The following is an 18,534-nucleotide window of genomic DNA, read 5'->3' as shown; positions in this document are numbered from 1 at the left end:
GTGAAAATAGAGCACTATTGTTTCAATCATTCAGAGAGAGCACCCAACCGATGGAGGTGAGCGGCAATTAAAAATGGAACTATTTCTTAGGTTCGGTTGTGATATTATGACTAAAATGTGCTGGTCGGAAATAATGGATTCTGTTGAAGATATAGCCTATTTAAATATAACTTATCAGTTAGACATTCCAAAAATAAAGGATGATACTGTGCCAAGAGTGGCGCTTTCTTTTGATCTTTGCACAACGTACCAGGGAAATAATTATGATTTTCAGGTGATTATGATGAACCCTGAAGATCTTTTTTTCCTTAGTTGGCCTGACCCAGATGTTAAGGGAGGGCGCTGGATTGAATGTTTTATAGGAATGGATGAAATGCTGCGTGGACACTTAACAGAGATGATCAAGAAAGACGATTTTTCTGGTAAAACTGTTCAGTTAAACTATTTGTTTCGTTATGGGGATTATGACGCTTTTAATGAATGTGATCATTTAAAAAAAGATCGTATGAAAAGAGGGTTTAGGTCAAATTTCCTTCAAGCTATGAAAGTGATTTTGGATAAAAAAGATTAAAGGTATATCGTATGTGATATTGGAAAATTTTATTTTCAATTAATAGTTTTCTATGTTTTTATGATGGATAAATTGGAGTACACATTGTCTTTATTTATTCCCATCAAGAAAAAGATATATCTGATGATTTAAAGACAAAGAGGGTGTTAAGAGAGTTCTCTTTAGCAAACAGATGTTTTTTGTGGATAGGGCATGGCATCTATGCCTTCAGAAATGTCGCCGATGCTTCTAATGTAGGAATAGTTAGAATGAATGAATAGCATCCTACGATGCTGGTTGAAGAAAAGGAAAAAGCTGGAACAATCCAGAATATACTTTTTTATCCAAGCTTGCTCCCAAGTTGTATGCCTATTACTCAAAAATAAACGGGTGCTCTCTCAATTTGATAACTGACTCATAGGTTAGCTTCAACCTTTCCAGTCATGAACTCAGACCAAAGTTGTTCCCAGCGCCCCTTACTCTGGATCAGTGCTCTTGTTGTCAAAAGCACTTCCGCTCCTGTTGCTTTCCACCTCATTCCAGAACCACATAATCGTTGCTTTACCAGAGTCTTACAAGCCGCTTCAGTAACTCCTGAACCTATTGGCCAATGGCGTTTAAGCGCCTGATGATAATTCATTAACTGGTGATTGTTTGTAAAATAGCTCACAGCTTTGTAGCGCTTCTCTGTCAGTGCGATTGTCTTTTTCGGGAGCTCGGCTGATTCAATTTCCTGAAGGATTTTTTTGGCTGCTCCACGCTTGTTTTTCAAACTATGTAGCCTGTCTTCAAGCCACTGGTGTCGCTTCGCCTTACTGGTTGGAAACAGTGCTTCCGCTGCTCCAGCTAAATATTCAGATGCATGATAAAAATCGAGTATCTGCCCAGAGGTATGTTGTTTCAAATAACTCCAGTTTTCTCTAGCCCCGTCAGCTACCCCGATGTATGTGGCATTTGGGTAGAGTCGTTTTAGATCTGCAATCTCCTCGTCGAGCTTGCTCATAAAGCTTTGTTTACCATACTCTGGCGAACTGGCTGTATATATCGTGTGGAGCCTGTCTCCATCTGCAGAATATAGGCTCAATGTCCCACACATGGCTTCCCTCCAGCCTTCTTCACAAAGCAGCATGCAGGTTCCATCCAGACCAATGGCTATTGTTTCAACAGGCTCTTTTAGTGGAGGAAGGTGGTAGTGAGTGTCTTGCTGGTCTTCAATTAATGCACCTACTCTGTCCGATAAATGCTTGATATAAGAATTTGAAAGCGTCCTTTGATGGTTGGTCTCAAAATCTTCTTTTACCGCAGGCGCTGGCATCTGGCTGTATTTCCAGGCGATAGACTTGGCAAATTTGGGGGTAGCTGAACCAATAATACCGGCACGAAGATCAAGTGCTGCCAGAGTACTGCCACCTCTGACACCCTGATATACGGAGCGCTCCAAAGGTATACGACCGTATAAGGTTTCATAGTGCTTAAGAACCTTTCCTTTGTAGTTCCACTTCTGCTGATTAACGACGATAGGTTCTTTATTGGGTGATTCAAATAGCCCCAATAACTCTTTTGTTCCAAGCTGCCCGGCTTCATTGAGTGCACGCTGTAAACTATCTTCAAGATTCAGCATGTTGCCTGAATCTATAGAAACTTCAATTTGCAAAACGATGCTTTTGGTAGAGCTGGAAATAACAGAAGCGGGCATGACAGTTAACTATTATGAGTGGTGTTCCCATAGTAGCTGTGAAAATAGAGCACTATTGTTTCAATCATTCAGAGAGAGCACCCAAATAAACAGCAGACGATTGAATAAATCCAGAAGAGAATCGGAAGCAGTGACTCATCAGCTGCCTGATTAAAACTGCTCATGTAAGTAGCGTATCAGGTCTGTTGAGGTCACAATACCGGCAAGCTGCCCCGCATCCATGACCAGCACCGAATGCCGGCTGCCATCAGAGAGAATTTCCGCTGCTTCTTTGACAGTAGCGGTTATGGGCAGGGTTTGCAGATCATCACTCATTACATCTGCAATGGAGTGTTGTTGATCCATCAAGGCGTCCTGCATACGACTATCCGTATTTCCTGCATCATAGATCAGACGAAGCAGGTCAGTTTCCGAGAGCATGCCAACCGGTTGGTCATGATCCATAACGGGAATATGGTGAATGCCCAGTTGACGGAAAATAGCGTTGGCTTCACTGAGTTTCTGACCTAACTGCAGAGTAACGGTGTTGTCGCTCATGATTTTTTGAATGGACTCATGTTTTTTCATTATTCACATCCTGCTTTTATCGTCATCATGATGGGTTATCTAGGTTCACTGTCTACTATAGGTGATCAGAGTGATATCTCCATAAATAGTATGGTTAATGACCGTTCATTATGCTGATAAAAGCGGTGTGGGCTTGAAAGCAAGTACGACAGTTATGGTGGTTGAATAGAAGCAGGCGCTTTACTCCAGTTGCTCATAGATAACATAAATCTTCCGGCATGGCTCGATAACTTCCCACTCACCTTCAAACCCTGCGGGAATTACAAAGTTATCACCGGCCCTCAGTACTCTTTCATGGCCTTCAGTGTCTCGAACGATGGAAACACCTTCTAGAATCTGACAGTACTCATATTCGGTATAGCTGACTTTCCAGCACCCGGTTTCTGACTCCCAGATACCGGCATGGAATTGTTCACTGGGGTCTGTGAAATGGTTAACAACGGCCTGCAATGGGTTCCCGGAAACCCGTTTTTCTTCATTTATGTGGTAAACCTCTTTTCTGGCTTCGGATTGAGCAAAAAAAGTGAGGTCATTAATGGTTATTGGCATTTCTACATCCTTATTTTGTTCTACTTAGTTGCCTGCTATAACACAGCATATCCTCTATCCCAGTCAATGGCGATATTCGATGCGACGTTAACTCGGTGTAAAGGCCTGCAAAGCTCCAGAGGCAAAGCTGACCATTTAGGCTATGTTGGTATTTAAGTTATGTACCGGCTGCTTTAAGAGTACATGATCTTTTTTGTTAATAGGTTTACTTTGATATGGAGAGTTATTCATGAATGATGCACTCGTGCTGGTGAGGCAGCTGCATCAGGAAATCCATGCCGTGGAGCATCGCATTCGACATCATCCTTATTTTAAAGCATTGGAAGCCAGGAAGTTTGAACCGATTGACTTGCAGTATTTCATCGGTGAGCAGCGATATATCATATCGTCAGATCTTCGTGGGCTGGCACTGTTGATTTCCCGTTGTGAGCAACTTGAAAGCCAGCTGTTCTTTCAGGATATTCTTAAAGGTGAATTTTTAGCACTGGATGCGCTTGAAAGTCTGGCCAGTGCTGTAGGCATGGCCAAAGCTGAACGTGAGACTTATGAGCCCGAGCCCGGAGCTCAGGCGTATAGTACCTATATGTCCTGGCTTTGCCTGTATGGGTCAGATGCGGAAGTAGCAGCTGCTCTATCAATTAACCTGGCTACGTGGGGAGCCAACTGTGCCAGAATGGCCAGAGCCCTCCAGAATTTATACGGCTTTAAAGAGCCGGACCTTGAGTTCTTTTCCCGTTTTGCTGAATCTCCGGTGGAAATGAGCAGTGCAGCGCTGGCAATTATAGAGGCCGGGCTGGAAAGGGGCATTGCACCGCGTCGAATTCAACGGGCTGCACGCATGATACAAGGATATGAATTGCTATTTTGGGATACTGTCTACAAGCTCAGTGTTGGAGAGGAAGAGCGATGGGTTATTGAATAACGAATTTTTCAAGGTTTCTAAAGTGCTTTCTCATAGTCCGACCATTAGAACCAGTAATCACTGACACTTACTTATGGTTCGCTTCTCTGCTTAATCATGGGGTGATCACTGCTCACCCTCTTTAGGGAGTCCCCCTGAAGGTCGATACTAATTCACAAGTGTTTTGTGAAATGGCCGGATGGAGAATGATGAACGCTGATATACCTCCAAAAGAACGTCCCGAGTGGATAGAGATGGCTCAAGGACAACATGCGATGAAGAAGTATGTCCTACAGCTGCAAATCGACAGGGTCAGCAAAAAGATGGAAACGAATGAGATGACCATCGAAGAAGGGGTGGACTACCTATACGAGTACTTTTCCAAATACCCGAAAGGCTTCCGCAGTGATCTTGAGGAAGTTTTCAAAAGCTGGTGAGGCGCATACATACGGAATAGTTAATGGTAAAAGGATTTGTCATGAAAAAATTACACACATTGGAAGAAGTTTCCCAGCTTATCGAACAAGGCCGATTATTATCACTGGCGGGTGACGAGCGCAGTATGTCTAAATTGCCCAAAGGTAACTGGATTGGTGGCAGTACACCCTATTTTATGGATGAACAACAGGGGAAATTTGAACAAGAAGCCATTTATGTGGATGATTTTTCAAGTTTTTCTGAAGATTATAGAATCGTTGTTTATACCACTGAAACGATAGCATCAATAACAAAAGACCGGTTTGATAATGGTTTTACTTTCCTGGTAATTCCTGCCTTTTCACAAATACATTCTCACTATGCTCTGCATGCCGGTGATTTTGAAGGCATATACGATAACCCTGTTCTCGGCTGGGTTTCAGGGATAGACCTTGATTCTGAAGATAAACCGACGGTTTATAATGGTCTTACTGGCGAATGCTCTTCAGATGTTGCTATTGCTTTACACGTCAGGATACCTGATGGAAAAATGGCGCAATTGGAGATTCTCAATATTCACAGTCAGGATTCCAACAGTCCAATCATTGAGTTTGAAGAAGACAGCTTCAGTGCACGGGAATGCCTGATTGACGGTATAAGGCAGAACTTTGCCCAATATATCAGTGAAAATAACATTGATACTAAACCACCCATTACCTGCAGTTATTCAGGTGCTGTAATAAATGTGTGTGTAAAAGAAGTAAATACAGACAGAGGTCAGGTAGATTTTTATGCACCTGTTTTTAAAGGAAGGGAATATAAATTTGCAACCCCTCTAGCGAATTATGCTGAAGAGTTCACCAGGAGGTTACCAGAAAATGATAGTAACATGGCATTCTCCTGTAACTGTATTTTGAACTTTCTCTATGGTGAGCTTAAAGGAAAAAAAGCAGGTTTTCCTGGGCCAATTACCTTCGGTGAGATTGGTTATCGGCTTTTGAACCAGACAATGACTTATCTTGAAATTGTGGATATCAATTAATCTCGTCCCCCTTCATAGGTTGTCTACTGGGGGCTTGTTATAAGTCAGCGATGGAATAAAGGGAAGCTTTCTGAATGAGTTTCCCAAAACGTCAGTGTATTAAAATACGCTTCTTTTTGTACGGTACGAAACTGATGAAAGTAAGGTCATGAGCTTACTTTCATCAGATATTAAATAATAAAGTATTAATCAGAGCTATTCAGTATGATCAACCCGCCAATGGCAAATGCCAGGGAGCCAATACTCAAAAGAGAGCCCATAACAGGGAAAAGGGTATCTTCAGCAATCATGTCCAATAGCGCTAGCATTTCAAAGCCTGCATGACAAAATACCGAAAGAAAAATCCCAGCGGTAATGACTTTAAGACCTTTACCTGTACTGTTTTTAATTTGAACAGAGGCACAGCCTAGTATAATCACTCCGACAAAAGAGAGTAATAAGGCAGTACTATTCGCTAGAAGCTCAATTTCCATGAGATGTTACCATTTTTTATGATCAGTTGTTTTTGTTATCGACTGCGTTCTGGTTATTCAGATATTATTTAGTCATCAGTTACCTTAAATTGAGATCATAGTGGTAAGTACTATTAATAAGTAATTTTTGGTAGTTGTAGATGGAATGTATGAGAAATGCTGGTCGGTAAATAAGTCCACTTGACATGCTATCAATCTAAATAGAGTAATAAATAAGGAGTTGGTCATAGTGATTTTGTATATTAATATCAATAAATAATAATAAAGTTTTATTTTACTGCTATTTATTATATTTAATTGAATGTTATTTTTACCTGCCTGGTTGTTATAAAATCATGGTTTTAAATAAAAAAGTATTTCTTAATAAAAGGTTTGTTCAGCTTTTTCGTTTTTTTCTAAAAATCTAACCAGTGTTATGCTTAAGTAATATAGGCGCACCGTCGTGATGAAGGAGTTCATGGATGAATGATGGCCAACTGCGTGATGATAATTCTCTGGATCAAGAAGCAGATAAGCACACCATTTTGCATGAGTATTCTCAGAATGTTGCCTTAAGTGAAGAGAATGTTCCTTTTCTCGGCTCGCATGAAGAACATTTACCCCTTTCAAAGATTAATGAAAATAGCCCCCTGGTTGCAAAATACGGTAAACCATTCTTTGATGTTGTACTTACATTTAATCGACATGTGAGTGAATACAATCGACTGATTGATCAACAGCTCCAACAGAATAAAGCTGAAACCCTTTTGACTCCCCTACTTTCAGAAACGTATCGTACAGGCCTTCTGGAGGTCGATCAGGGTGTAAGACAGCAGTTAATTTCGGAACGATTGATGCAGCTGAAGGATATGCTGGAGGCCGATTATTTTCTACTTCAGGACTACTGCCGGTTCCTGGCTGGTCAACAGGTGATGGTCGTGGTTGAGGGTGAGAGGGAAAATCCGCTATTGACCACGATCTCAGAGGTATTTGCCAATCATGCATCTGTAAAGAAGACAATCGATGAAATCAACTCTCGTTTGGAGAATCAGCGGGTTGATCTACAAAAAGAAATTGCTGAGTTGCCAGACGAATCAAACTTGGCGGAACAGATAGAAATTCTGAACAGGGATATTAGTAATCATCGTCAAGATGCGACTCGGTTACAACAGGATATCCAGGCTTATCAAGCTCAGATTGAGATGAGTCCGGATGAGAGTAGCTTCTATGAGCTACGACTGAATACTTGTCAGGAAACATTGGAAACTGAACAAAAATATCTGGAAACAAATCAGCTGAAGCTGTCGAAGCTTGGGCGACAGATGGAGCAGCTGGTAGGGCTGAAGATTCGTCGGAAGAAGCTGATACGGGAGCGCTTTGCAACTTATAATAGACTGAAGGCGTTCTGGGACAGCAAGGCTATGATTGGCAATGATCTGAGCCGAACTCGCAATCCAGGTCCTATAACTGAGACAGAACAGCGAGTAGAACGCATACTGGAGGAAATGAGAGAAGATATTTTGGCAATACAGACAATGTCATCGCTACCTTGGCAGGAATATGGTGCCGATAGACAGGAGGATGAACTATGGTTCTTTTTTGCGCTGACTTCTTAGTTGGTTATAAAAATCCAGTTTGAATGGTTATTGAAGGTGGTGAGTTATATTAAATCCAGATGACCAAAATAATAATAAGTAATTTTTATTTGTAACTATTCAGCACCCAGCAAAGGCGTATTGTTGTAATTTCGAACCGCTTTAAGAAGCGCCTGAAATATGTTCAACCCCTGCTTTTTAGCAGATGATAAATAGCTTCGGATTCGGGTAAACATGGTACCTCCGTCTTCGCTTCTGAAGCAGCCTGAGATCTTCTGCTTAAGTTTGGCCATCCTGGCATCACGTTCACTGCCATTGTTATCGAAGGGAATTGAAAAGTCCGACATGAAGCGCAACGTTTCAACCTTAAACTCAATAAGCCTTTTGAACAGGTTGTAGGCCTTGGTATTCCTGACCTTCTTACGTCCAAGCACCTGTCGTTGTTTTTCCATATAAGCGGTTTCCTTCGTGAGAGCCCTTTGAAGGATTTGGTCGTATATCGTCTCAATGCGAAGCTGTATTGCACCAGGCATTTGAGTCAGACCGGCTGCTTTGTATTTCTTGCAGAAGTGCCAGGAGAGCGTAAGCAATTTCATCAGCCGCAGAGCCAGCTTATTCGCATCCCTATCGACAACTCCCTGAAGCTCTCTCAGATGATGGGCATTACAAAGCACATGCACTGCCGCATAGGCAAAGTAGGACTTCCAATGATCGTGAACCAGAATGCCTGCAAAAGTCAGCAGGATGCCCATTGCATCCATTGCTTCACAACCTCGCCTTTCTGAGAGGTAGTAAAGCGTCCATTGGTCATCTCGCATAATGTGTAACCACCACAGTGAACCGTCAACCCGCATGCCAGTTTCATCCGCTCCTGCAACCGGACTTTCTTGTAAAGCATCGCGGATACTCTGCTCAGTAGAGGCCAGGTTCTCATGGGTATAGGCAACAAAATTGGCAACAGAGCCTGCGCTGACACTCATGCAATAAATAGTATTGAAATACTCAGACACCCGGTGATATGGGATGAAGTGATACTGGTTTAAATGAACAGCCATTGCCTGAGTCACTTCTCCGTATTGAGCAGCGGCTTTCACTCCTTGGGGAAACTCAGCGGTGTTCCGTTTACCACAAGGACATACTTTAACGTCTGCCCAGTACGCGGTAACTTCAAATTCTCCGGGTCTACCTGGATCAAAAACCTGTCGCTCAATGTATTTGGTGGGTTTAATATCGATAAGCGAAGACTGGCAACAGCAACATTTTTCAACCTTCAGATGCCTGACATAATCGGGTAAGGCGACACGTCTCAAACAAGAGCCTTGATGACCTTTCTGGCCACCTGGTTTATTGCCTGAAGATGGTCTAAGGCTTTTGGGGTTCGGTGTTTCCTGTGAGGAGCAGGGGGCTTCTTTGGAAGATGTATCACCTTTATCACTCCCTTTTTTACTGGGCTTTTGATAACCATCTGACGATGGTGGCTTACTACTGTTTTGACTGTTTTTATTAACCCTTTCTTCCAGTTCGCTGCAACGTTCCCGTAAAAGCGCATTCTCGGTCCGAAGCTCTTCATTCTCTTTAAGGAGAGCTTCGGTAAACGGAGTAGCTGGGAAGTCTGGTTCCATACTGGAGATTTGTTAGAAAAATTGAGTATAAGATGATGGTCGAAAAATCAGAAAATTCCAGATTTATATGAAGGGTGCTGAATAGTTACTTTTATTTTTTAATTCTTCTTTCAATTCCTCCAATTGATCGAAAAATAATAGCTCGCTGTCGTTGGTTGCAAAAAAAAAACTGTGATTTTTGTTCTTGAGTACTTTTTTGATATTTATTAATGCAATTAAAAAATTTTTTTTTAATTTGGAAAAGTTTAATTTTGAATGCAACTTACTGGCCATTTTAATCTCCAAAGAAGCGACATTTCGACTCATTAAAAGAGATTAAGGAAGGTTTATAAAACTATGGCCATGAACGCGACCCCTGGAGCGTCACATTCCTCCTCATCTGCTCTGCTTACACATTCTGTTCCAAAAGACAGCCATGCGGCTTTAAAAGGCACTGACCCAAAGGCTACCGGAACGGTTTGCCATATGAGCGTGTCTACGATGACCACGACAACCAGTACTAAAGGAATTGCTGTGGTCGCAGAGCCTCCTGTGGGGGATCGTTTTAATGATATGAAACATTTAGTCACAAGGTACGAAGTTGAAACTGAAGCTCAGCTAGGGGGGGCGCGTAGTCAAGAAATTGCAGAGCTTGAAAAACAGAATACTATTCTGTCCGATTGGGCATACGGCGCGAAAGAAAAGCTGGCTGATCGGGAAAGTGAAATCGAGCTATTGCAAAAACAGAAACAACAACTAGAAACAGATAAACAACAACTAACAACAGAACTTGGTACTCAGTCTTCTCAGACTGAAGCCAAACTTTCAGAATTAAGTGCTAATCTTAAGGCTGCAATTCAGCAGCGGGATGGTCTTTATCAAGATTGTCAGAATCTACATCAAACAGCTCAACTCAAGCACATGGAGGTAGAACATCTTACAAAAACAATTGGAGAACTTAAGCAGCAGCTCACATCAAAATCCAGTCATCCCGAATTGTCTAAACAGTTGCAGCAAGTAACTGAAACTCTCAATAGATCTCAGTCAGAATATACACAGCTACACCACCAAGCCGAGATGCTTGGAGTACAAAGAGAACAATACTATCAACAGACGCTTAAACTATCTCATGATCTCGAGGTAGCAAGTGAGCGTGTTCACGAGCAGTCATCAGAATTTGCAAAACGTGAAAAAACGATATCTACAGAACTAGAACAAGAGCGGAAAAATGTAACCAACCTCCAAGATCAGCTTGAGCAGGCAGAAAGTGAACTGGAGACAGTCCAAAGTAGAATTGAAACGTTGCAACAAGAGGCGCGTCAAGGGGCTGCAGCGAAGGAAGATAATGCCAGTTTGCAACAAAGGATTCTTCAGATTGAAAAAGAAAAACAAACAGCCGTAGAAGAACTGGATACCTGTCAAGCATCAGTCTCCAAACTGATTGAGCAGAAAACTGCAGCAGATGAACGCGTTTCTAATTTGGAAGGGCAGTTGAAAGATTTGCAGCAAGAGGTAGAAGAAAATAAAGGGAAGGTCAAGCAATTTGAGACTCAAATAGGTCAGTTGAGGCATGACGCTGAAACGCAGAGCAATGCTCAAGAAACTCTGCAGAGCGAGCTTGAAAAAGCAAGAACGGCTTTACAAGATACACAACGGGAACATCAGAGCGAGCGTGAAAAACTAACTAAGCAGTTAGAAAGCCAACAATCAAGTGCACTTGAGGAGCAGGAAAAACTTCAACAACAGATTCATGGCTTAACACTAAAAGAGAAGCAGCTAACCACAGCACTGGAAACTGAGAGAACTGAGCGAGAGCAAGCTGACAATCTACATGAAAGCACCACGTCTAAATTAAGCCAACAGCTTACTCTCGTTCAATCTGAGAAAGAAGAGCTGGAAGTGAGTTTCCAGAAAGCTGAACAGAAGGTGCAGGTATTAACGTCAGAATTATCTGACTTGCGGACCAGCGCTGACGACCAAGTTAAATCTCTGGAGTTGCAACTGAAGCAAAAGGGTGAATCAATTGATGAACTTCAACGTCAGAACAGAGAGCTTGGCGGTCAGAAGAAAGAGCTTGAAGCTCAGAAAAGAGATTTTGAAGATCAGTTGCGAACAACAGAAGAAGCATTAAGTCATGCTCAGGAAATACGGACAAAAGAGTCAAGTGTTGAGAAGGCGGGCTTACAAGAGGAGGTAGATAGGCTCAACACTAAGTTGCAAGAATTATCGCGTCAGCATGATGAGATAAGTGATGAGCTCAAAAGTGTCCAAGAGGATCGTAATGCTATACGCAGTCAGCTTGAGGTTGCCCTCAGAGAGCGTGAGGAGTTCAATCAGGCGGCTGGTGTTCTAAAAGAGGAAGTATCACAACAAAAAGCAGAAATCAGTAAAAAGCATGAAGAAATACTTCGTTCCAAGGGGACTGTGCCTGCTGATCAGGGGCAGCAAAAGAGCGGAGGACTTTTTGGTAGTTTAGGTTTAACAAATTGGTTGAGGACAGATAAATCTAAAGCTGAAACTGAAGATGATGTTATTTCCGGTGAAAAACACGTTGATGTAGCCGTTTCTTCAGGTCCAGATTCTGATGCAGGTGCTCTTGAAACCAGCAGTCAGCTTCAGCAGCTTCAAGAAATACTTGATGCCAAAAAAGAGGAGCAGGCAAAAGCGCAGGAAGAGTTGAGCAGTACACAAGACCAACTGCGGCAGGCTGTGGATGAGCGAAGTGATTTGGCTCAGCAGCTGGAACAAACTCAACGGAATCTAGCCAGTGCTCAGGAGACAGTCACTGACCTGAAATCTCAATTGGCAACATCTGAGTCAGAAAGATCGGCCAATGCCAGTCAGGTATCAAAACTTCAAAATCAATTGAAGACCGCTCAAGAAGAAGCTCACAGCTTGACGGCTAAACTCCAACATATGGAGGTGGAAAAACAGCGGTTAGATGAACAGGTTGAGATGCTTACCAATGAGAATGAGACGTTTAATAAAACAGCTGAAGAACAGAAAACGGACATCACCCGCTTGGAAAGCAAGGTGCGTGAACTTCAAGAGAAAAATCAGCAATTAACAGCGGGTCAAGAGCACTTTGAGTCTCAGCTGAAAGAGCTTAGTTTGAGGCATGAGCAAGAGATGGCCTCCAGAGCAGCGCTGGTTGAAACATCATCATCTGGAGTGAGTGAAGAGGCTATCAAGGCGCTGGAAGAGAGGGAGCTCCAGCTTGATCTAAGATCTCAGCAGCTTGAAAAGGAACGTTCTCAGGTAGATCAAGCTCGTCAAGAAGCGACAAGTTTTGTTGGCGAATTTATGTCCTGCTTGGGTCTGGAAGTCACTGAACAGCAAACAATAGGTGACCAGCTCGAACTCATCTCAGAGAGATTGCAATCTTCAGAAAGTGAATTAGATGGATTTGATAGGGATAGGTCACGTTTTGAAGCGATTGTTAACGAGAAACTGTCGTTGATGAGTCAGAGTTATGAAGAAGAAGCATCATTATCCGAAAAAATAGCCCTTTTCAGCGACGCGTTTGAATCTCTTAGAGAGCAAAGTGAAGAGTCTGCTAGTGAACTCCGGACAGTTAGGGCAGAGCTGGAGTCGGCTCGTAAGGATCTTGATGAGGCTCTTGAAGCAAAGAGAGCACTCACAGAATCAGTCGAGTCCTTGACCAGTAAACTGCACGAAGCACAAGAGAGCAAAAAGGGGTTAGATACTCACCTTAATAGTCTGAAATCTGAAGTGGAAAGACTCGAGCCATTTGAAGTGAGAGCTGCAGAAGCGGCCAGTATTAGAGAGCAGCTCGATCGTAAAACTGAGGAATTCGCTAAGTACAAAAAAGATACTTTAGAAATCCATGAAGGCAGTGTTGAAAGAGATAGGACGATTGCTGATTTACGTCAGCAGGTAGAGGGGCTTGAAGAACGCTTGAGGAATGAAAGTATGGAGGCTGCTTTTGATCAAGGTGTCGAGCCTGGTGGGAATTTAATCCAGCATGCAACCAATATCTGTGAGGCACATGAGCAAATGGCAGATAAACATAAGTTGAGTCAACAAACTGCAGAAGTCTTGCGCACTTTAATGAATGAATTCGAGACCGTGGTAAGAGAGAATCAACAGCTTCGTGAGCAACAGGAGGCAAGCCTGACCAGTCACGCGTCTCCCCGAAGCAGCAGCCCGGTTGGTGATGGTCAGCAGCATCTCCCTTCACTGCCACTTGGTGGGAATCAAGAACGCCCTCAGGTATTTACTAGTTCACTTGAAATGCCAGTAGCCCAACGTGCTGGTTTTTTATCAACGGATTCCAGTACTAGTACCGTATTTCACAAACGATCTTATGCCGAGGTAACCCAAAAGGCAGATACGGTAATGCTGACTCAAAGTCCTGAAATTAAAAAGCCATTATCACGGAGTGAAAGTGCGGAAACGGTCTTTGAATCTGGTACTGATGTGAAAAGCAAAGAAAGCGGGCCAAGTTATTTAGCTACCTTTGACTCTAGTCCCTCTCGCTCTGGGAGCTCTGATTCGCTGTCAGAATACGGTGATGTTGATCCGGTAGCAAAAACACGGCCAACGACTCCTGTTTCTGATGAGTTGGAGAGACAGCTTGAGCAGTCAGGTGGCTTAGGAGATCAAGCGTCAAAAAAGACCGAGCCGGATTCAGAGCATCCACAACCCTAGAAACTGAACATAAGGTTGATACATCTAAAACACAAGCAGGGAGTTTGGTTAAAAGTATTAGAGAAAAGTTAACAGATGGAAAGACTTTGCTGGGTGGACTGGGTGTGGTAGCAGCTGCTACAGTTTATTATCTACTGAACACAAGTGATACAAGGCCGCCTAGTAACGTGTGATTACTTCGAGAGTTGATTAAGCCATCTTAAATGTCCCCCTGTTTGGGGGACTTTTTGTTTCAGGCCAGACTATGCTGCCAATATCTCTTGAAATAAGAGTGAAGCTAGTATCTTTCAGTTCGCGCTTTTCTGATATGTCCAGGGGGTGCTCTCTCTGAATGATTGAAACAATAGTGCTCTATTTTCACAGCTACTATGGGAACACCACTCATAATAGTTAACTGTCATGCCCGCTTCTGTTATTTCCAGCTCTACCAAAAGCATCGTTTTGCAAATTGAAGTTTCTATAGATTCAGGCAACATGCTGAATCTTGAAGATAGTTTACAGCGTGCACTCAATGAAGCCGGGCAGCTTGGAACAAAAGAGTTATTGGGGCTATTTGAATCACCCAATAAAGAACCTATCGTCGTTAATCAGCAGAAGTGGAACTACAAAGGAAAGGTTCTTAAGCACTATGAAACCTTATACGGTCGTATACCTTTGGAGCGCTCCGTATATCAGGGTGTCAGAGGTGGCAGTACTCTGGCAGCACTTGATCTTCGTGCCGGTATTATTGGTTCAGCTACCCCCAAATTTGCCAAGTCTATCGCCTGGAAATACAGCCAGATGCCAGCGCCTGCGGTAAAAGAAGATTTTGAGACCAACCATCAAAGGACGCTTTCAAATTCTTATATCAAGCATTTATCGGACAGAGTAGGTGCATTAATTGAAGACCAGCAAGACACTCACTACCACCTTCCTCCACTAAAAGAGCCTGTTGAAACAATAGCCATTGGTCTGGATGGAACCTGCATGCTGCTTTGTGAAGAAGGCTGGAGGGAAGCCATGTGTGGGACATTGAGCCTATATTCTGCAGATGGAGACAGGCTCCACACGATATATACAGCCAGTTCGCCAGAGTATGGTAAACAAAGCTTTATGAGCAAGCTCGACGAGGAGATTGCAGATCTAAAACGACTCTACCCAAATGCCACATACATCGGGGTAGCTGACGGGGCTAGAGAAAACTGGAGTTATTTGAAACAACATACCTCTGGGCAGATACTCGATTTTTATCATGCATCTGAATATTTAGCTGGAGCAGCGGAAGCACTGTTTCCAACCAGTAAGGCGAAGCGACACCAGTGGCTTGAAGACAGGCTACATAGTTTGAAAAACAAGCGTGGAGCAGCCAAAAAAATCCTTCAGGAAATTGAATCAGCCGAGCTCCCGAAAAAGACAATCGCACTGACAGAGAAGCGCTACAAAGCTGTGAGCTATTTTACAAACAATCACCAGTTAATGAATTATCATCAGGCGCTTAAACGCCATTGGCCAATAGGTTCAGGAGTTACTGAAGCGGCTTGTAAGACTCTGGTAAAGCAACGATTATGTGGTTCTGGAATGAGGTGGAAAGCAACAGGAGCGGAAGTGCTTTTGACAACAAGAGCACTGATCCAGAGTAAGGGGCGCTGGGAACAACTTTGGTCTGAGTTCATGACTGGAAAGGTTGAAGCTAACCTATGAGTCAGTTATCAAATTGAGAGAGCACCCTGTCCAGGTAAATGCCTCTTTATCCATTTTGGAATGCCATAGAGCTAAGCGCATTTGAACCGCTTTGTAGACAAACAGTGATAAATTAAGAATTACGTCTATTTGAATAGGCAAGGTTAGCTATAGAGCAAACAGAGAACTTGATGGGGAGCTGAGCATCAGTTGTCAAGAATACTTATGCCCTCAGAAAGGGCAAAGCGATGGTAGACAATTCACCAGTTTCTGAACCAGGGAATGAATCATTGACTAATTGAGAAGTTCTCCTAGAGCTTCTCCCATTTTTATTTTATTCCCGGGGTGGTGATTATCGAGCCAGTTTACGTCTGGGTTTGCAAAGAGAAGAATAACGGTCGAACCTAATTTGAATAGTCCCATCTCCTCACCGCGTTTAAGATAGATAGAGATGTTATCATAAAATCGCCATGTAACTTGTCGTGACCAAGGTTTCACCTGCCCAGCCCAGGCGGTTTCCATACTTCCCACAACCATGGCCCCTATCATGATAATGGCCATCTCTCCGTACTCCGTATCGAAAATACTGATGACTCGTTCATTCAGTGCGTGCAGCCCCTGAATGCTGTCGGTCGTTTTTGAGTTGACAGAATAAAGGGAGCCAGGAACATAAATCATTTGCTTAAGGGTTCCTGCAACTGGCATATGGACACGGTGATAATCAGCTGGTGAGAGATAAATCGTACTGAATAGGCCATCGCTGAATCTTCTGGCCAGATCACTGTTGCCAGCGAGTAAAGCAGTGAGACTGTAGTCATGACGTTTGGCCTGAATAATACGATCATTTGCTATCTGGCCGATTTGACTGATGGTTCCATCAACGGGGCTAGTAATCAGCTGAGAATTTTCAGGGAAGCATCGTGCTCCTATTTTCAGGGGGCGAGTGAAAAAGTCGTTGAAACTTCGGTAGTTTTCAGGGCTTTCGTAAAGAGCCTCACTCATATCAATATTATTTCTGGTAATGAATTCGAAAATAAGATGGTTCTTTAGCCATGGCCACTCCTTTTCTGCCAAGGAATAAGCCAGATAATTGATTAACTGGTGAGGAAGAAGCTTTTGCAGATAGGGTGGAATGTTGTAACTTGTTGCTGCTTGAGCAGTGTTCACAGAAATAAAAATGCTGATTGACAACATTAAGTAACTTATTGATATAAATCGACTGAAACAGGTCTTTAAGGCAGTCATAACCACTTCCTGTGAGTAATTAAGTACCATTTGGACAACCAAAACCTAAAAAAGTTACTTTGGTACAAAAAAATGGCTTATTGATACGTTAGTGCTTATTTATTCTGATATTTAATGAGCAACCAAGTATGTGACACGTGAAAACGCACGGGTTGGATATGAAAGTAAGATGGCTGCTCCCTTTCTTTATTGTGTTTTTATAATTTATGATATTAAGACCCTGCTTTGCGTTTATAAATTGCATTAATCAAAAATGCTAAAGCGTTTGGGTGCTCTCTCAATTTGATAACTGACTCATAGGTTAGCTTCAACCTTTCCAGTCATGAACTCAGACCAAAGTTGTTCCCAGCGCCCCTTACTCTGGATCAGTGCTCTTGTTGTCAAAAGCACTTCCGCTCCTGTTGCTTTCCACCTCATTCCAGAACCACATAATCGTTGCTTTACCAGAGTCTTACAAGCCGCTTCAGTAACTCCTGAACCTATTGGCCAATGGCGTTTAAGCGCCTGATGATAATTCATTAACTGGTGATTGTTTGTAAAATAGCTCACAGCTTTGTAGCGCTTCTCTGTCAGTGCGATTGTCTTTTTCGGGAGCTCGGCTGATTCAATTTCCTGAAGGATTTTTTTGGCTGCTCCACGCTTGTTTTTCAAACTATGTAGCCTGTCTTCAAGCCACTGGTGTCGCTTCGCCTTACTGGTTGGAAACAGTGCTTCCGCTGCTCCAGCTAAATATTCAGATGCATGATAAAAATCGAGTATCTGCCCAGAGGTATGTTGTTTCAAATAACTCCAGTTTTCTCTAGCCCCGTCAGCTACCCCGATGTATGTGGCATTTGGGTAGAGTCGTTTTAGATCTGCAATCTCCTCGTCGAGCTTGCTCATAAAGCTTTGTTTACCATACTCTGGCGAACTGGCTGTATATATCGTGTGGAGCCTGTCTCCATCTGCAGAATATAGGCTCAATGTCCCACACATGGCTTCCCTCCAGCCTTCTTCACAAAGCAGCATGCAGGTTCCATCCAGACCAATGGCTATTGTTTCAACAGGCTCTTTTAGTGGAGGAAGGTGGTAGTGAGTGTCTTGCTGGTCTTCAATTAATGCACCTACTCTGTCCGATAAATGCTTGATATAAGAATTTGAAAGCGTCCTTTGATGGTTGGTCTCAAAATCTTCTTTTACCGCAGGCGCTGGCATCTGGCTGTATTTCCAGGCGATAGACTTGGCAAATTTGGGGGTAGCTGAACCAATAATACCGGCACGAAGATCAAGTGCTGCCAGAGTACTGCCACCTCTGACACCCTGATATACGGAGCGCTCCAAAGGTATACGACCGTATAAGGTTTCATAGTGCTTAAGAACCTTTCCTTTGTAGTTCCACTTCTGCTGATTAACGACGATAGGTTCTTTATTGGGTGATTCAAATAGCCCCAATAACTCTTTTGTTCCAAGCTGCCCGGCTTCATTGAGTGCACGCTGTAAACTATCTTCAAGATTCAGCATGTTGCCTGAATCTATAGAAACTTCAATTTGCAAAACGATGCTTTTGGTAGAGCTGGAAATAACAGAAGCGGGCATGACAGTTAACTATT

Annotated in this window: 14 protein-coding genes; 7 read left to right on the top strand and 7 right to left on the bottom strand. The window is 42.9% G+C overall.

Annotated elements, in window-relative coordinates:
- Positions 1-133: 133 nt before the first annotated feature.
- The gene (locus tag ACOCLE_RS11020; protein ID WP_419536736.1) at positions 134-571 is read left to right on the top strand and encodes a hypothetical protein; all 438 of its coding nucleotides are present in this window, start codon (positions 134-136) and stop codon (positions 569-571) included.
- Positions 572-965: 394 nt separating this feature from the next.
- On the opposite strand, the gene ACOCLE_RS11015 is transcribed toward ACOCLE_RS11020, so the two are convergent.
- The 3 genes from ACOCLE_RS11015 to ACOCLE_RS11005 all read right to left on the bottom strand — a co-directional run bounded on the left by ACOCLE_RS11015 (position 966) and on the right by ACOCLE_RS11005 (position 3,362).
- Positions 966-2,246 carry an ISKra4 family transposase gene (locus tag ACOCLE_RS11015; protein ID WP_419532972.1) on the bottom strand — a complete coding sequence of 427 codons (1,281 nt, stop codon included), beginning with the start codon at positions 2,244-2,246 and terminating at the stop codon, positions 966-968.
- Positions 2,247-2,396: 150 nt separating this feature from the next.
- Positions 2,397-2,813, bottom strand: a complete 417-nt coding sequence (locus tag ACOCLE_RS11010) for a CBS domain-containing protein (protein WP_419536735.1) — start codon at positions 2,811-2,813, stop codon at positions 2,397-2,399.
- 180 nt (positions 2,814-2,993) lie between these two features.
- The gene (locus ACOCLE_RS11005; RefSeq protein ID WP_419536734.1) at positions 2,994-3,362 is read right to left on the bottom strand and encodes a cupin domain-containing protein; all 369 of its coding nucleotides are present in this window, start codon (positions 3,360-3,362) and stop codon (positions 2,994-2,996) included.
- A gap of 229 nt (positions 3,363-3,591) precedes the next feature.
- On the opposite strand from ACOCLE_RS11005, the gene ACOCLE_RS11000 reads away from it, so the two are divergent.
- The 3 genes from ACOCLE_RS11000 to ACOCLE_RS10990 all read left to right on the top strand — a co-directional run bounded on the left by ACOCLE_RS11000 (position 3,592) and on the right by ACOCLE_RS10990 (position 5,722).
- Positions 3,592-4,284 (top strand): hypothetical protein, encoded by a 693-nt coding sequence (locus ACOCLE_RS11000; protein WP_419536733.1) that lies wholly within the window; start codon positions 3,592-3,594, stop codon positions 4,282-4,284.
- Positions 4,285-4,469: 185 nt separating this feature from the next.
- Positions 4,470-4,700: a hypothetical protein gene (locus ACOCLE_RS10995; protein ID WP_419536732.1), complete on the top strand. Its 231-nt coding sequence runs from the start codon at positions 4,470-4,472 to the stop codon at positions 4,698-4,700.
- Between the two features lie 41 nt (positions 4,701-4,741).
- On the top strand, positions 4,742-5,722 hold the full coding sequence (locus ACOCLE_RS10990) for a DUF6976 family protein (RefSeq protein ID WP_419536731.1): 981 nt from the start codon (positions 4,742-4,744) through the stop codon (positions 5,720-5,722).
- A gap of 185 nt (positions 5,723-5,907) precedes the next feature.
- Here ACOCLE_RS10990 and ACOCLE_RS10985 read toward each other — a convergent pair whose 3' ends face one another.
- Positions 5,908-6,195: a hypothetical protein gene (locus ACOCLE_RS10985; protein ID WP_419536730.1), complete on the bottom strand. Its 288-nt coding sequence runs from the start codon at positions 6,193-6,195 to the stop codon at positions 5,908-5,910.
- 461 nt (positions 6,196-6,656) lie between these two features.
- On the opposite strand from ACOCLE_RS10985, the gene ACOCLE_RS10980 reads away from it, so the two are divergent.
- The gene (locus ACOCLE_RS10980) at positions 6,657-7,790 is read left to right on the top strand and encodes a hypothetical protein (protein ID WP_419536729.1); all 1,134 of its coding nucleotides are present in this window, start codon (positions 6,657-6,659) and stop codon (positions 7,788-7,790) included.
- A 95-nt stretch (positions 7,791-7,885) separates the two neighbouring features.
- On the opposite strand, the gene tnpC is transcribed toward ACOCLE_RS10980, so the two are convergent.
- Positions 7,886-9,391 carry an IS66 family transposase gene (tnpC, locus tag ACOCLE_RS10975; protein ID WP_419532963.1) on the bottom strand — a complete coding sequence of 502 codons (1,506 nt, stop codon included), beginning with the start codon at positions 9,389-9,391 and terminating at the stop codon, positions 7,886-7,888.
- Between the two features lie 336 nt (positions 9,392-9,727).
- Between tnpC and ACOCLE_RS10970 the strand changes: the two genes are divergently transcribed.
- Positions 9,728-14,041, top strand: coding sequence for a hypothetical protein (locus ACOCLE_RS10970; protein ID WP_419536728.1), 4,314 nt, complete (start codon positions 9,728-9,730; stop codon positions 14,039-14,041).
- A gap of 399 nt (positions 14,042-14,440) precedes the next feature.
- Positions 14,441-15,721: an ISKra4 family transposase gene (locus ACOCLE_RS10965; protein ID WP_419532972.1), complete on the top strand. Its 1,281-nt coding sequence runs from the start codon at positions 14,441-14,443 to the stop codon at positions 15,719-15,721.
- A 273-nt stretch (positions 15,722-15,994) separates the two neighbouring features.
- Here the strand turns inward: ACOCLE_RS10965 and asd are convergent, their stop codons facing one another.
- Complete coding sequence (asd, locus tag ACOCLE_RS10960) at positions 15,995-16,945, bottom strand: archaetidylserine decarboxylase (protein ID WP_419536727.1); 951 nt, start codon at positions 16,943-16,945, stop codon at positions 15,995-15,997.
- A gap of 294 nt (positions 16,946-17,239) precedes the next feature.
- The gene (locus tag ACOCLE_RS10955) at positions 17,240-18,520 is read right to left on the bottom strand and encodes an ISKra4 family transposase (RefSeq protein ID WP_419532972.1); all 1,281 of its coding nucleotides are present in this window, start codon (positions 18,518-18,520) and stop codon (positions 17,240-17,242) included.
- Positions 18,521-18,534: the final 14 nt, after the last annotated feature.

The sequence above is a fragment of the Endozoicomonas sp. genome (assembly GCF_965196975.1).
In the GTDB taxonomy this organism is placed as follows: domain Bacteria; phylum Pseudomonadota; class Gammaproteobacteria; order Pseudomonadales; family Endozoicomonadaceae; genus Endozoicomonas.
The sequence above is the reverse complement of the archived record's forward strand: the minus strand, read 5'-3'. Positions and strand labels throughout refer to the sequence as shown.